5 protein-coding genes and 1 pseudogene are annotated in these 17570 nt (G+C 46.0%); 5 read left to right on the top strand and 1 reads right to left on the bottom strand.

Going from position 1 to position 17570, the window contains the following annotated elements; all coding sequences use genetic code 11:
* The 5 genes and pseudogenes from PL11201_RS19450 to PL11201_RS19425 form a co-directional block, all read left to right on the top strand.
* Window positions 1–871: pseudogene (locus PL11201_RS19450) on the top strand (recombinase family protein); the annotation flags it as partial.
* A 223-nt stretch (window positions 872–1094) separates the two neighbouring features.
* Complete coding sequence (locus PL11201_RS19445; protein ID WP_079680550.1) at window positions 1095–4805, top strand: Ig-like domain-containing protein; 3711 nt, start codon at window positions 1095–1097, stop codon at window positions 4803–4805.
* 100 nt (window positions 4806–4905) lie between these two features.
* Complete coding sequence (locus PL11201_RS19435; protein WP_144017831.1) at window positions 4906–8595, top strand: Ig-like domain-containing protein; 3690 nt, start codon at window positions 4906–4908, stop codon at window positions 8593–8595.
* Between the two features lie 23 nt (window positions 8596–8618).
* Entirely contained in the window at window positions 8619–11894 is a 3276-nt protein-coding gene (locus PL11201_RS19430) for an Ig-like domain-containing protein (protein WP_079680548.1), read from the top strand.
* 100 nt (window positions 11895–11994) lie between these two features.
* On the top strand, window positions 11995–16677 hold the full coding sequence (locus PL11201_RS19425; protein ID WP_079680547.1) for an Ig-like domain-containing protein: 4683 nt from the start codon (window positions 11995–11997) through the stop codon (window positions 16675–16677).
* A gap of 51 nt (window positions 16678–16728) precedes the next feature.
* Here the strand turns inward: PL11201_RS19425 and PL11201_RS19420 are convergent, their stop codons facing one another.
* On the bottom strand, window positions 16729–17331 hold the full coding sequence (locus tag PL11201_RS19420) for a hypothetical protein (RefSeq protein WP_144017830.1): 603 nt from the start codon (window positions 17329–17331) through the stop codon (window positions 16729–16731).
* Between the last annotated feature and the right edge of the window lie 239 nt (window positions 17332–17570).

The raw sequence follows: 17570 nt of genomic DNA, 5'->3' as shown, positions 1-17570 counted from the left end.
CCCCCCTCCCCCCGGCTTCTCCATCGACCCCGTACGCGCTGGGTTATTAGCTGATCATTGTTTTGTACCTGACTTGGAGAATCCTCGGTTACTGACCGTGAATGCTTTTCCCCGTTGGGATCGGTTGGGGTATCAGGCGACGGTCGCCTATAATCAGATTTTGCACTGGCTGGAAGTGCAACGGGAAGACTATCAACAAAAGTTATTAACGAGTCCAGTAGTGTTGTTAGATCGAGGAATTCAGCAATTTTTCATGGGCGGTGGGACGAGTCGCACTGCTACCTGGTACACCCTGAGAAACGACCAACTGTCTGCACTACGGGAGTTGATGGAAACGGCGATCCACTATTGGGAGGTGCAGCATCGTTTACAGGCGAAAACCGATGGGAGCATCTGCGAACAAGTGGGCCAGTTTATTCAGTTATTACAACAGGGAGTGATTTCTGCTAACCCCTATCCGGTATCCAGTTTGGGGATTAAACCTCCGGCGGTGACCTTGGGGACAATTTTTCAATATCGAGCCAGTCGAGCTTCCCATCCTTGGCACTTTTGGCTGGATGTGGGATCTCCCTTGTGGTTGAGTGGAGGAGCAAGTACCCTCTGGGGAGCACCTCTGTTTCTCAAGGAGCAACCGGAGTATCCGGGGACAGAAGAAAATACAAGGTCGGCTGATCTACAACGATTGCACCGTATTATTGTAGATTTGTTAAGTCGGGTTAGCGATCGCTTGATTCTCTGTCACAGTGATTTGGCGGTCAATGGTCAAGAACAATTTGGCCCCCTTTTACCTCTAGTTCATGTAGTAAGCCCTTCAGGGCTATCTTCAAACCCGGATAATATAGGGAATAGTTTTAACCAAACTTTCAGATAATTGTCTTTCAAAACAGCAACCAGAAAAGGTAAATTCAACCTTAATTATAATATAAAAAATGAGATTATTTATGTTGTTTTCAAAATCAAGAAATTAATTCAATAAATTCCAGGGAATTGATGTTACTATCATCAGCTATTCTGGGAATACTGTAAATTAATCCTGGGTCTGGGTGTTAAAGGTAGATTTGCTAAAGTGGGTTCATTCATGAGGAGACTAAAAAATGACAAGTTCAGTAATTAATACCGTTAGGGCTAGAGTCATTAATACCGAGGAAGTTATATTAATATTTCCGACGGAACTTCCGGGTGTCTTTCAAAGTTTCAGTGGGCTAGTGGGGGAAACCCTTCCTGGTGCTAACGGAGCAGTCATTTTTGTGCCTCAAAATGCCCCAGCACCCACCCCGACCACAGCCCCAACCACTCCTCCTACCCCGACCACAGCCCCAACCACTCCTCCCACCCCGACCACAGCCCCAACCACTCCTCCCACCCCCACCCCTTCTAATAGTAATGGCGGGACAAGTCCAGCCCCAGTTGCCAATAATGATTTTTTTCAGACGAAGTTAGGACAGGCGACATTTTTTAATGTTTTGGAAAACGATACAGTTCAGGGTGGAAGTGGAACCAGTATCACCGTCAATCAGTTTAGCTCAACAGCAAACGGAACCCTAGTCTTTAACGGGGCAGGAATTTTTACCTACACTCCTGACCCCAAATTCTTTGGTACAGATAGTTTTAGTTATACTGTCACAAATGGAACTGCCCCGGCTCAAGTTTTTATTCAAGTGTTGGCGGGCAATCAACCGATTATTATTGAGGGTATTGGTAAAGGAACAGAAACTAGCGACTATATTACAGGTTCCTCTGGCAATGATGTGATTAATGGTTTAGCCGGAAACGATACCATCTTTGGTTTAGCCGGAAATGACGAACTGCGAGGGGATGAAGATAATGATACCCTCTACGGAAATGAAGGCAATGATACCCTCACCGGAGGTGAAGGGAAGGATGAACTCAATGGCGGTAAGGATAATGACTTCCTTGACGCTAGTGCTGGAGACGATACCGGATTTGGACAACTGGGCAATGATACCGTTATTGGCGGTTTAGGCAATGATAGCCTTTATGGAGGCCAAGGAGCAGATAGTGTTCGAGGCGCGGAAGGCAATGATCTTGTTTTTGGCGATAAAGGCAGTGACGTCCTTTGGGGCGATGGGGGCAATGATACCATCTATGGTGGCGGAGAGGAAGACCTGATTTTTGGCAATGATGGCGCCGATAACCTCTATGGAAACCAAGGAAACGATACCATTTTTGGCGGTATTGGTAACGATGTAGTATTTGGGGGGGAAGGAGACGACCAACTTTCCGGGGAAACCGGGGATGACTTCCTGTTTGGGGGTCTAGGTGTCGATACCCTGACCGGAGGCTCAGGAAATGATACCTTTGTGATGACTAGCGAAAGTGGCGGTGCAAATTTAGGAGATGCTCAAATTGTTAATGATTTTGAACCCGGCGATCGCATTGGTTTAGCTGGAGGTTTACAATTTAGTGATTTATTTATTAGCCAAAGTAGTGAAAACGCAGGCAATACTATTATTAGAAACGGCAGTGCCGGGGATTATATTGCAGTTCTAATTGGTGTGGATAGTAACACCATCACCGCAGATAGTTTTACTCCAATTTCCGGTACTATTATTCCGATTCCCACCCCAACACCAACCACACCAACACCCACAACTCCACCAACACCTACAACTCCAACACCAACCACACCAACACCCACAACTCCACCAACACCTACAACTCCACCAACACCTACAACTCCAACACCAACCACACCAACACCCACAACCCCACCAACACCTACAACTCCACCAACACCTACAACTCCAACACCAACCACCCCGCCAACACCTACAACTCCAACACCAACAACTCCAACACCAACAACTCCAACACCAACCACCCCACCAACACCCACAACTCCCCCTTTACAGCCGCCCATCGCGCAAAATGACAGCGTAAAACGGCCTCCCGATGGTTCGGTGACATTTAACGTGCTCACAAATGATACCGATCCCCAGGGTAGTCAACTCAGCTTAGTGAGTGTGGGAACAATCGCCAATGGTAGTGCATCGATTACGGTTGGGGGAAATATTACTTTTATACCTAACCCTGGCTTTACAGGGCCATCAACCTTTTCCTATACCATTCAAAACAGTTATGGCTTAACGTCCACGGCCCAAGTGATCATCACTGTTAATATTCCCCCAACATTATTAGTCAATAATGGAATTATTGTTTTACAAAATGATCAGAAAAATATTACCGCCGCCAATTTGTTTGCGGTAGACCCTGATAATCCCCCCAATCAAATCTTTTACCGCGTCACCCAAGAACCCAACTTAGGGAACTTACAAATTGTCGGATCTACACCTCAACGAATTAATACCGGAGGTAGCTTTACTCAACAAAATATTGATACGGGTTCGATTCAGTTTAATGCCCGGAATACATCGGGAGGAGACCAATTTTTGTTTCTTCTAACTGATAATATTGGGACGACAGCCCAAAGTTCTTTTAGTATCACCATTGTCGATGACATCATCACGGGTACGGATGGAAATGATCTCATTATTGGTAGTGGTTTGAGTGAAAATATCAGGGGATTTGCCGGGGATGATACCCTCGTTGGTGCGGGCAACCGAGATATTATCGAAGGGGGAACGGGAAATGATTCCCTTGACGGGGGAGAGGGAAATGATGTCCTTCAAGGAGAAGAAGGAAATGATACGCTCCTGGGTCAAGTCGGAAATGATTCTCTGTTTGGCGGTCAGGGGAATGATTCTCTCGATGGCGGTGCAGGTCGCAATACCCTGTTAGGAGAAGATGGAAATGATACCTTAGTTGCCGGAGATGATAGTAATTTACTCTCCGGTGGTAATAATGATGACATCCTGATTAGTGGCATTGGGAACGATACCCTGTTAGGGGGAAGTGGCAATGATTCTTTGACCGGGAATGCCGGAGATGATTCCCTCTATGGAGAAGATGGAGATGACCTAATTTTTGCCGGAGTCGGTCGAGACTTGGTTCTGGGTGGCCCAGGTAACGATGCCATCGATGCAGGAGAAAGTAATGACACCGTATTTGGTGGAACAGGGAATGATTCCATTATCGGCGGTGATGGGGACGATCTTGTCAATGCTGGCGACGGAGCCGATACGATTTTAGCAGGGACTGGAGATGATTCCGTCTTTGGGGGTGCTGGAAATGACTCCATTGTGGCTGATCTTGGGGACGATAGTATTTTTGCTGGAGATGGTTTAGATACGGTGTTTGGAGGAATTGGCAATGATTTAGTCTTTGGCGATGAGGGCAATGATACCCTCTTTGGCGGTGAAGATGATGATACCTTAGCCGGGGGCGGCGGGGCGGATAGTTTAATTGGAAATGTGGGGAATAATTCTTACTATTATTTAGCCCCCACCGAAGGTGTGGATGTGATCACCGAATTTAATGTGAATGGAGATGATCGATTCCTGTTTAGTTCTTTAGGTTTCCCTGGTTTCACCACCGCAGAAGGAACAGTGGTTCCCCTACAGGGCATTATTGTTTCTAACCTGGGTTCGGAGGGAGATAATATTAGTAATAAACAGGTGATCATTTTCCAAGATACCTTTGATAATGTGCAAGCGGTGAATGCCGCCTTGAAAAATCAAAATGGATCAAGTGACACTGCCGCTTTCTTTGTTTATCGAAATAACTTGTCTTATGGAGCTTTTCCGGGTGCTTATGTTGTGGGCTATGATCCGAATTTAAGTGATGATAGTTTACCTGCTTTTGATTTAGGGATTCTACCCTCTATTGATCCACAAACCAATAATATTAGTACCTTAATTGGGCCTAGTGATTTTGTGATTATCTAGGCAGTTTGTAGTAAGCCCTTTAGGGCTGTCTGAAGATAGCCTTAAAGGGCTTACTGCAAGTTTAACATTAATATCCCTATTCCTTGAAAGGATTCTGATTATGACAAGTTCTATTATCAATACGATTCCTGCCAATTTATCCTTAAGAATTTCTCCTAGTAATAGCCTGTACAATACGGGAAATTCAGTATTAATTTTTTCATCAGGAGTTCAAGGAAGATTTGAGACTTTTCCAGCAAATGTTCAGTCTTTTGTTCCCCTTTCTAATGGCATCGGAACCACCTTACCCGGTGCAACAGGAGGGGTCGTATTTGTACCCGATACACCTGTTATAGAAGCAATATCTATTGAAACGAATCGACCGATTTATGTTGCGGAAACAGAAACAGGTCAATTTCAAACCCTGAATGGTCAAACAACAGGAACCGTTCAAACTGGGGCCGCCGGAAGTTTGATTTTTACTCCCGATGGATTTAGCCCGGAAACCCCGGCACCCACAGCTACCCCTAGCCCCACAGCTACACCTAGTCCCACAGCCACCCCTAGTCCCACAGCCACCCCCAGTCCTACAGCTACTCCCAGTCCCACAGCTACCCCCAGTCCTACGGCTACCCCTAGCCCTACAGCGACTCCCAACCCTGAACCCCGACCGATTCAGATTCAAGGTGCAGGGACAGGGACAAAAGGAGATGACACCATTATTGGTAGTAGTCAAAATGACACGATTTCTGGATTAGAAGGGAATGACAGTATCTTTGGATTAGCAGGGAATGACCTCCTCCAAGGAGATGCGGGAAATGATCAAATTAATGGGAATGAAGGCAATGATGCCATTATTGGAGGGTCAGAGGATGATTGTCTGCGAGGAGGGCAAGGCGATGATCTGATCTTCGGAGATGCCGGGAATGATCTGGCTTTTGGGGATAGAGATAATGATACGTTGAATGGTGGAGTCGGGGCTGATAGTCTGTATGGTGGCCAAGGCAACGATAGTATTCGAGGCGGGGGAGAAGATGACCTCCTCTCTGGAGATAAGGGCAATGATACGGTATCGGGTGATGCCGGGAACGATACGGTCTCTGGGGGAGATGGAGACGATATTTTATATGGTAATTCCGGTCAGGACTTTCTGAATGGAGGGGCTGGAAATGATCAACTTTTTGGCGGCGGAGATGATGATAGTTTGGTGGGCGGTCAAGGGGTTGATATCCTCTACGGAGATCTGGGAAATGATACCCTTTCTGGCGGGGATGATGACGATCAACTGTTTGGCAATGGGGGGGATGATGTTCTCAATGGAGATAATGGAGCCGATAATTTATATGGAGGGGCCGGGGAAGATATTCTCAATGGCGGTAAAGGTCGGGATCTTCTTTCCGGTGATGCTGGGAATGATTTATTAGCTGGGGAAGCCGGAGTAGATACCCTCACAGGGGGTGCGGGAGATGATATTTTTGTTCTTGGTTATGTGGTGACTCAAGCACCTAATGGGGGTAGCTTCATTACCGGAACCACGGGCGGCACCAGTGTTGATTTAGCCGATATTGTTACGGATTTTACAACTAACGATAAGATTGGGCTATCTGGAGGACTTACTTTTCAAGATCTGGAAATTTCCCAAGGTCAAGCCTCTAATGCCAGTAATACCATTATCAGAGATAAGACTACGGGTGAATTTTTGGCGGTGTTACAGGGGGTTAATGCCAGTGTCTTAACTGAATCTAGCTTTATTCTTGACCCTACTGCTCCCCTTCCCCCCACACCAACTCCCACACCAACACCCCCACCAACTCCCACACCAACACCCCCACCAACTCCCACACCAACAACCCCACCAACTCCCACACCAACAACCCCACCAACTCCCACACCAACAACCCCACCAACTCCCACACCAACAACCCCACCAACTCCCACACCAACAACCTCACCAACTCCCACACCAACAACCTCACCAACTCCCACACCAACAACCTCACCAACTCCCACACCAACAACCTCACCAACTACACCACCAACTACACCACCAACAACCCCACCAACAACCTCACCAACTACACCACCACCTCCAACTCCCTCTCAACCCACACGTCCCCCAGTGGAACCGCCGACTCCAGCAATTTTAGCGATGGAGAATGATACGTTATCGGGTTTACAGAATAATCTGTTGCAGATTCCCGATAGTACTATCACTGCTAATGATACGGGAGTTGGGCTGCTCACCATCACCGGAATTACAGAACCTGCCAATGGAAAAGCCAGCTTAAATCGAGATGTGAGATCAATTACTTATATTCCTGATAAAAACTTTTCCGGTTTTGATAGTTTTAAATATCAAATTCGGGATGATAATGGAGCAACAGGAACGGCAACGGTTACGGTGAATGTGGTATCGGTTAATGAGCCTCCTGTTTTGGATCTCAGCCGTTCCCAACCCGGGAATAATTACAGTACGGTTTTTGTTGAAGGAACAACCCCCGTTGCGATTACTGGAAGTGTCAGTATTATTGATGCCGATGATACGGAACTGACCTCTGCCACAATTACCTTAACCAATATTCCCGATGGTGAAATTGAAGGGTTATCTGTCCTAGGAACTTTACCCAGTGGGATTACGGCTAGAGCCTATGATCCGACAACCGGAATTATTTTGCTAACAGGAACTGCCCCAATTGCGAGTTATGAAACCGCACTTTCTCAAGTAGTTTATAGCAATAGTTCCCAAAATCCCAACACTCAAAATCGGGTGATTAATGTAGTTGTTACCGATCGCCAAGATAATAGTAATATTCCGACTAGCACGATTACAGTGGATGCGGTTAACGATCCTCCTGTAAATACGGTTCCAGGGTCGCAAGCTGCCAACGGCAACGAACCCATTGTATTTAGTCAGGGGACTGGGAATCAAATTTCTATTAGTGATCCTGATGCTGGCGTTAATCCCATTCAAGTAACTTTAACCGCTAGTACCGGAACCCTAACTTTAGGTACAACACCGAATAATGTAACAATTTCTGGAGATGGAACCACAAATATTACCTTAGTTGGTCGAATTGATAATATTAATACAGCCCTGGATGGTTTAACCTTTAGCCCACCCGCACCCTTTACCACCTCAGCAACCCTGCAAGTGGTAACAACGGATCAGGGAAATACGGGCAGTGGTAGCTCGCAACCAGCCTCCAGTACGATTACGATTAATCGACCAAATCTTCCCCCGAATGCGGTAAGCGATAGCGTTGTAGGGACGCAAAATCAACTATTGACGATCGCATCCTCAACCCTATTAGTCAATGATATCGATCCTGATAATGATCCTTTAACTATTACTCAAGTTAGCAATCCTGCCAATGGTACGGTGACTTTAAATAATAGTAATGTTCTATTTACCCCCGCCCCTAACCATACCGGGCCAGCTAGTTTCCTGTATACCATTAGTGATGGTAATGGAGGAACCAGTAGCGCGACGGTGAATGTGAATGTTCATCGGGCAAATCGTCCCCCGAATGCGGTAAATGATAGCGTTGTAGGAACGCAAAATGTACTATTGACGATCGCATCCTCAACCCTATTAGTCAATGATATCGATCCTGATAATGATCCTTTGACTATTACTCAAGTTAGCAATCCTGCTAATGGTACNCTCCTCCTACCCCGACCACAGCCCCAACCACTCCTCCCACCCCGACCACAGCCCCAACCACTCCTCCCACCCCCACCCCTTCTAATAGTAATGGCGGGACAAGTCCAGCCCCAGTTGCCAATAATGATTTTTTTCAGACGAAGTTAGGACAGGCGACATTTTTTAATGTTTTGGAAAACGATACAGTTCAGGGTGGAAGTGGAACCAGTATCACCGTCAATCAGTTTAGCTCAACAGCAAACGGAACCCTAGTCTTTAACGGGGCAGGAATTTTTACCTACACTCCTGACCCCAAATTCTTTGGTACAGATAGTTTTAGTTATACTGTCACAAATGGAACTGCCCCGGCTCAAGTTTTTATTCAAGTGTTGGCGGGCAATCAACCGATTATTATTGAGGGTATTGGTAAAGGAACAGAAACTAGCGACTATATTACAGGTTCCTCTGGCAATGATGTGATTAATGGTTTAGCCGGAAACGATACCATCTTTGGTTTAGCCGGAAATGACGAACTGCGAGGGGATGAAGATAATGATACCCTCTACGGAAATGAAGGCAATGATACCCTCACCGGAGGTGAAGGGAAGGATGAACTCAATGGCGGTAAGGATAATGACTTCCTTGACGCTAGTGCTGGAGACGATACCGGATTTGGACAACTGGGCAATGATACCGTTATTGGCGGTTTAGGCAATGATAGCCTTTATGGAGGCCAAGGAGCAGATAGTGTTCGAGGCGCGGAAGGCAATGATCTTGTTTTTGGCGATAAAGGCAGTGACGTCCTTTGGGGCGATGGGGGCAATGATACCATCTATGGTGGCGGAGAGGAAGACCTGATTTTTGGCAATGATGGCGCCGATAACCTCTATGGAAACCAAGGAAACGATACCATTTTTGGCGGTATTGGTAACGATGTAGTATTTGGGGGGGAAGGAGACGACCAACTTTCCGGGGAAACCGGGGATGACTTCCTGTTTGGGGGTCTAGGTGTCGATACCCTGACCGGAGGCTCAGGAAATGATACCTTTGTGATGACTAGCGAAAGTGGCGGTGCAAATTTAGGAGATGCTCAAATTGTTAATGATTTTGAACCCGGCGATCGCATTGGTTTAGCTGGAGGTTTACAATTTAGTGATTTATTTATTAGCCAAAGTAGTGAAAACGCAGGCAATACTATTATTAGAAACGGCAGTGCCGGGGATTATATTGCAGTTCTAATTGGTGTGGATAGTAACACCATCACCGCAGATAGTTTTACTCCAATTTCCGGTACTATTATTCCGATTCCCACCCCAACACCAACCACACCAACACCCACAACTCCACCAACACCTACAACTCCAACACCAACCACACCAACACCCACAACTCCACCAACACCTACAACTCCACCAACACCTACAACTCCAACACCAACCACCCCGCCAACACCTACAACTCCAACACCAACAACTCCAACACCAACAACTCCAACACCAACCACCCCACCAACACCCACAACTCCCCCTTTACAGCCGCCCATCGCGCAAAATGACAGCGTAAAACGGCCTCCCGATGGTTCGGTGACATTTAACGTGCTCACAAATGATACCGATCCCCAGGGTAGTCAACTCAGCTTAGTGAGTGTGGGAACAATCGCCAATGGTAGTGCATCGATTACGGTTGGGGGAAATATTACTTTTATACCTAACCCTGGCTTTACAGGGCCATCAACCTTTTCCTATACCATTCAAAACAGTTATGGCTTAACGTCCACGGCCCAAGTGATCATCACTGTTAATATTCCCCCAACATTATTAGTCAATAATGGAATTATTGTTTTACAAAATGATCAGAAAAATATTACCGCCGCCAATTTGTTTGCGGTAGACCCTGATAATCCCCCCAATCAAATCTTTTACCGCGTCACCCAAGAACCCAACTTAGGGAACTTACAAATTGTCGGATCTACACCTCAACGAATTAATACCGGAGGTAGCTTTACTCAACAAAATATTGATACGGGTTCGATTCAGTTTAATGCCCGGAATACATCGGGAGGAGACCAATTTTTGTTTCTTCTAACTGATAATATTGGGACGACAGCCCAAAGTTCTTTTAGTATCACCATTGTCGATGACATCATCACGGGTACGGATGGAAATGATCTCATTATTGGTAGTGGTTTGAGTGAAAATATCAGGGGATTTGCCGGGGATGATACCCTCGTTGGTGCGGGCAACCGAGATATTATCGAAGGGGGAACGGGAAATGATTCCCTTGACGGGGGAGAGGGAAATGATGTCCTTCAAGGAGAAGAAGGAAATGATACGCTCCTGGGTCAAGTCGGAAATGATTCTCTGTTTGGCGGTCAGGGGAATGATTCTCTCGATGGCGGTGCAGGTCGCAATACCCTGTTAGGAGAAGATGGAAATGATACCTTAGTTGCCGGAGATGATAGTAATTTACTCTCCGGTGGTAATAATGATGACATCCTGATTAGTGGCATTGGGAACGATACCCTGTTAGGGGGAAGTGGCAATGATTCTTTGACCGGGAATGCCGGAGATGATTCCCTCTATGGAGAAGATGGAGATGACCTAATTTTTGCCGGAGTCGGTCGAGACTTGGTTCTGGGTGGCCCAGGTAACGATGCCATCGATGCAGGAGAAAGTAATGACACCGTATTTGGTGGAACAGGGAATGATTCCATTATCGGCGGTGATGGGGACGATCTTGTCAATGCTGGCGACGGAGCCGATACGATTTTAGCAGGGACTGGAGATGATTCCGTCTTTGGGGGTGCTGGAAATGACTCCATTGTGGCTGATCTTGGGGACGATAGTATTTTTGCTGGAGATGGTTTAGATACGGTGTTTGGAGGAATTGGCAATGATTTAGTCTTTGGCGATGAGGGCAATGATACCCTCTTTGGCGGTGAAGATGATGATACCTTAGCCGGGGGCGGCGGGGCGGATAGTTTAATTGGAAATGTGGGGAATAATTCTTACTATTATTTAGCCCCCACCGAAGGTGTGGATGTGATCACCGAATTTAATGTGAATGGAGATGATCGATTCCTGTTTAGTTCTTTAGGTTTCCCTGGTTTCACCACCGCAGAAGGAACAGTGGTTCCCCTACAGGGCATTATTGTTTCTAACCTGGGTTCGGAGGGAGATAATATTAGTAATAAACAGGTGATCATTTTCCAAGATACCTTTGATAATGTGCAAGCGGTGAATGCCGCCTTGAAAAATCAAAATGGATCAAGTGACACTGCCGCTTTCTTTGTTTATCGAAATAACTTGTCTTATGGAGCTTTTCCGGGTGCTTATGTTGTGGGCTATGATCCGAATTTAAGTGATGATAGTTTACCTGCTTTTGATTTAGGGATTCTACCCTCTATTGATCCACAAACCAATAATATTAGTACCTTAATTGGGCCTAGTGATTTTGTGATTATCTAGGCAGTTTGTAGTAAGCCCTTTAGGGCTGTCTGAAGATAGCCTTAAAGGGCTTACTGCAAGTTTAACATTAATATCCCTATTCCTTGAAAGGATTCTGATTATGACAAGTTCTATTATCAATACGATTCCTGCCAATTTATCCTTAAGAATTTCTCCTAGTAATAGCCTGTACAATACGGGAAATTCAGTATTAATTTTTTCATCAGGAGTTCAAGGAAGATTTGAGACTTTTCCAGCAAATGTTCAGTCTTTTGTTCCCCTTTCTAATGGCATCGGAACCACCTTACCCGGTGCAACAGGAGGGGTCGTATTTGTACCCGATACACCTGTTATAGAAGCAATATCTATTGAAACGAATCGACCGATTTATGTTGCGGAAACAGAAACAGGTCAATTTCAAACCCTGAATGGTCAAACAACAGGAACCGTTCAAACTGGGGCCGCCGGAAGTTTGATTTTTACTCCCGATGGATTTAGCCCGGAAACCCCGGCACCCACAGCTACCCCTAGCCCCACAGCTACACCTAGTCCCACAGCCACCCCTAGTCCCACAGCCACCCCCAGTCCTACAGCTACTCCCAGTCCCACAGCTACCCCCAGTCCTACGGCTACCCCTAGCCCTACAGCGACTCCCAACCCTGAACCCCGACCGATTCAGATTCAAGGTGCAGGGACAGGGACAAAAGGAGATGACACCATTATTGGTAGTAGTCAAAATGACACGATTTCTGGATTAGAAGGGAATGACAGTATCTTTGGATTAGCAGGGAATGACCTCCTCCAAGGAGATGCGGGAAATGATCAAATTAATGGGAATGAAGGCAATGATGCCATTATTGGAGGGTCAGAGGATGATTGTCTGCGAGGAGGGCAAGGCGATGATCTGATCTTCGGAGATGCCGGGAATGATCTGGCTTTTGGGGATAGAGATAATGATACGTTGAATGGTGGAGTCGGGGCTGATAGTCTGTATGGTGGCCAAGGCAACGATAGTATTCGAGGCGGGGGAGAAGATGACCTCCTCTCTGGAGATAAGGGCAATGATACGGTATCGGGTGATGCCGGGAACGATACGGTCTCTGGGGGAGATGGAGACGATATTTTATATGGTAATTCCGGTCAGGACTTTCTGAATGGAGGGGCTGGAAATGATCAACTTTTTGGCGGCGGAGATGATGATAGTTTGGTGGGCGGTCAAGGGGTTGATATCCTCTACGGAGATCTGGGAAATGATACCCTTTCTGGCGGGGATGATGACGATCAACTGTTTGGCAATGGGGGGGATGATGTTCTCAATGGAGATAATGGAGCCGATAATTTATATGGAGGGGCCGGGGAAGATATTCTCAATGGCGGTAAAGGTCGGGATCTTCTTTCCGGTGATGCTGGGAATGATTTATTAGCTGGGGAAGCCGGAGTAGATACCCTCACAGGGGGTGCGGGAGATGATATTTTTGTTCTTGGTTATGTGGTGACTCAAGCACCTAATGGGGGTAGCTTCATTACCGGAACCACGGGCGGCACCAGTGTTGATTTAGCCGATATTGTTACGGATTTTACAACTAACGATAAGATTGGGCTATCTGGAGGACTTACTTTTCAAGATCTGGAAATTTCCCAAGGTCAAGCCTCTAATGCCAGTAATACCATTATCAGAGATAAGACTACGGGTGAATTTTTGGCGGTGTTACAGGGGGTTAATGCCAGTGTCTTAACTGAATCTAGCTTTATTCTTGACCCTACTGCTCCCCTTCCCCCCACACCAACTCCCACACCAACAACCCCACCAACTCCCACACCAACAACCCCACCAACTCCCACACCAACAACCCCACCAACTCCCACACCAACAACCCCACCAACTCCCACACCAACAACCTCACCAACTCCCACACCAACAACCTCACCAACTCCCACACCAACAACCTCACCAACTCCCACACCAACAACCTCACCAACTACACCACCAACTACACCACCAACAACCCCACCAACAACCTCACCAACTACACCACCACCTCCAACTCCCTCTCAACCCACACGTCCCCCAGTGGAACCGCCGACTCCAGCAATTTTAGCGATGGAGAATGATACGTTATCGGGTTTACAGAATAATCTGTTGCAGATTCCCGATAGTACTATCACTGCTAATGATACGGGAGTTGGGCTGCTCACCATCACCGGAATTACAGAACCTGCCAATGGAAAAGCCAGCTTAAATCGAGATGTGAGATCAATTACTTATATTCCTGATAAAAACTTTTCCGGTTTTGATAGTTTTAAATATCAAATTCGGGATGATAATGGAGCAACAGGAACGGCAACGGTTACGGTGAATGTGGTATCGGTTAATGAGCCTCCTGTTTTGGATCTCAGCCGTTCCCAACCCGGGAATAATTACAGTACGGTTTTTGTTGAAGGAACAACCCCCGTTGCGATTACTGGAAGTGTCAGTATTATTGATGCCGATGATACGGAACTGACCTCTGCCACAATTACCTTAACCAATATTCCCGATGGTGAAATTGAAGGGTTATCTGTCCTAGGAACTTTACCCAGTGGGATTACGGCTAGAGCCTATGATCCGACAACCGGAATTATTTTGCTAACAGGAACTGCCCCAATTGCGAGTTATGAAACCGCACTTTCTCAAGTAGTTTATAGCAATAGTTCCCAAAATCCCAACACTCAAAATCGGGTGATTAATGTAGTTGTTACCGATCGCCAAGATAATAGTAATATTCCGACTAGCACGATTACAGTGGATGCGGTTAACGATCCTCCTGTAAATACGGTTCCAGGGTCGCAAGCTGCCAACGGCAACGAACCCATTGTATTTAGTCAGGGGACTGGGAATCAAATTTCTATTAGTGATCCTGATGCTGGCGTTAATCCCATTCAAGTAACTTTAACCGCTAGTACCGGAACCCTAACTTTAGGTACAACACCGAATAATGTAACAATTTCTGGAGATGGAACCACAAATATTACCTTAGTTGGTCGAATTGATAATATTAATACAGCCCTGGATGGTTTAACCTTTAGCCCACCCGCACCCTTTACCACCTCAGCAACCCTGCAAGTGGTAACAACGGATCAGGGAAATACGGGCAGTGGTAGCTCGCAACCAGCCTCCAGTACGATTACGATTAATCGACCAAATCTTCCCCCGAATGCGGTAAGCGATAGCGTTGTAGGGACGCAAAATCAACTATTGACGATCGCATCCTCAACCCTATTAGTCAATGATACCGATCCTGATAATGATCCTTTAACTATTACTCAAGTTAGCAATCCCACCAATGGTACGGTGACTTTAAATAATAGTAATGTTCTATTTACCCCCGCCCCTAACCATACCGGGCCAGCTAGTTTCCTGTATACCATTAGTGATGGTAATGGAGGAACCAGTAGCGCGACGGTGAGTGTTACAGTTAATCCCAATCAACCCCCAACCCTAGACTTAGATGGTAGCCAAACGGGAAATAATACTCAAGTAACCTTTGAGCAAGGAAAACCGGCGGTGGCGATCGCCAATGCTGCTAATATTTTAATTACCGATCCTGACAATACCACCGCCCAGTCAGCTACCCTCACTTTAACCAACCCACTCAATAGCAGTGCAGAAAGTTTATCGGTTAATGGTGTGTTACCTGCGGGGATTACAGCCAGCAGTTATAACAGCACCACTGGAGTTTTAAGCCTAACAGGGGATGCTGCGATTAGTGCTTATAAAACGGCGATTGGACAAATTATTTATAATAATACGGCCAATCCTCCTAATACCGCCACCCGCAACGTAGAGGTTAAGGTCAATGATGGAACTAACAATAGTAATACCGCGGCTAGTACCATTAAGGTGATTGCTCTGAATCAGCCTCCGATCGCCGTTAATGATGGCCCAATTTTTGCTAACAATGGCATCCAATTCGCTATTTCTCCCCTAGATAATGATAGTGACCCGGATGGAGGGGTTCTGACCTTGACCTCGGTGGATAATGCGGCTAACGCCCAGGGGTTGATCACTCGATCAGGTTCCTTAGTTCAGTACACCCGTTTGGGAACCACGACCGGGCTAGATAGTTTCAACTACATTATTAGTGATGGTCAAGGGGGAACGGCCGCGGCGAGTATTACGATTGACCTCTTACCTGTTTCTGATGATAACCCCAACTCATTCACCGGAGGTAGTTTTAGCGATAACCTCAATGGTCTAGGGGGCAATGATACCCTCAGTGGTTTGGATGGGAATGATACCCTGCGAGGGGATGCGGGGAATGATAGTTTATCGGGAGGAAGTGGAAACGATCTGTTACAGGGTGGAATTGGAATTAATACACTTCAGGGCGGTTTAGGACGGGATAGTTTGATTGGGAGTGCTGGGGAAAAAGACCTGTTTATTTATACGGACTCCCTGGATGGGGGCGGTGTCGGATTTAATGCGGTGGGAACGGGAATTAATCTTCAAATTGGTAGTGGTTTCTATGATTCCATTAACAATTTTGAGAGTTTAGGTCAGGTTGGGGGCGATCAAATTGGTTTATCCACCAGTTTAATTGCGGGTACTGCTAACATTCTGCTGACGGTACAAACCAATCTTTCAACGAATGTTCTATTGGGAAATAACCCAGGTCTATTTGCCTTTGATAGTGGTAAGGATACCTACTTAATTTATGACGGGAATGGCAATAATTTAACAGGAAACGACTCTCGAATTCTGGCTAAGTTAGAAGGAGTTACGGGCCTAACAACCCTAAATCCTGATGATGTGATCCTGTTCTAAATATTCTATCCAGTAGATACGCGCCGTGGATCGTCTCTACTGGGTCTTTAATTACTGATTGGGTGTATTCAGTTTCAAATCAATCGATTTTTCCTGCTCTAATTTCATAACATTTTCAGGAGGATTTAAACAGGTTTTTAATAGTTGATCAACTCCTAAATTTGTACTAGCTTGGTTCATCCCAACAACACAATTAGCAAACGTTTCCGGTAATACACTCCGACGACAACTATCCAGAACATTTAACGGATCAGATGCACTGGTATTTCTGTTAATATTAACCACACAATTAGCTAATTCATCGGGACGGCGTACCTGTAGACAACCAGATAGGATTTGTTCTACGGGCAGGGCTGCCACATTTCTTTGCATTTGGGTGACACAATATCCCATATTCCTAGGCCGAGATGCCATTCCACAGCCTTGTGTTGCCAACTCCACCGATAGCCCGGCGGCGACTAACTGTTGGGTGCAGTTTCTATAGTCCTGTCGCCGTATTAAGACAAAGGAAGGAAACGCCTCGGCCGGAGTCAGGGGGACAAATAGGGGGAATAAACTCACCGTCGCCACCAATGATAACCAACGCCGATGTCGGGATAGGTGGGTCGAAAGTGTTTGTTTCAATCCAGAAAACATCACAATATAAGGATTCATAAGCATTTCAAGTTTTGCACAATGATATCATGGGTTAGTCATTGACCGTTGATAGTTGCTCAAGATCATCTTTAACACTAGGCGGCTCGTCCATTTTGACTTTCCACCATTGACAGATGAAGACTTTATCTTAAACCTGGATGTAGGTACAAGGGTTAAAATTATTGTTAAAACAATTATAAAAATAAACTGTTGTAGGGGCGGGTTCGCCAAAATCTTTGATTTCAACCCCGAATATT

The organism is Planktothrix sp. PCC 11201 (assembly GCF_900009135.1).
GTDB lineage: Bacteria > Cyanobacteriota > Cyanobacteriia > Cyanobacteriales > Microcoleaceae > Planktothrix.
This window is presented reverse-complemented; position numbering and strand designations above follow the sequence as displayed.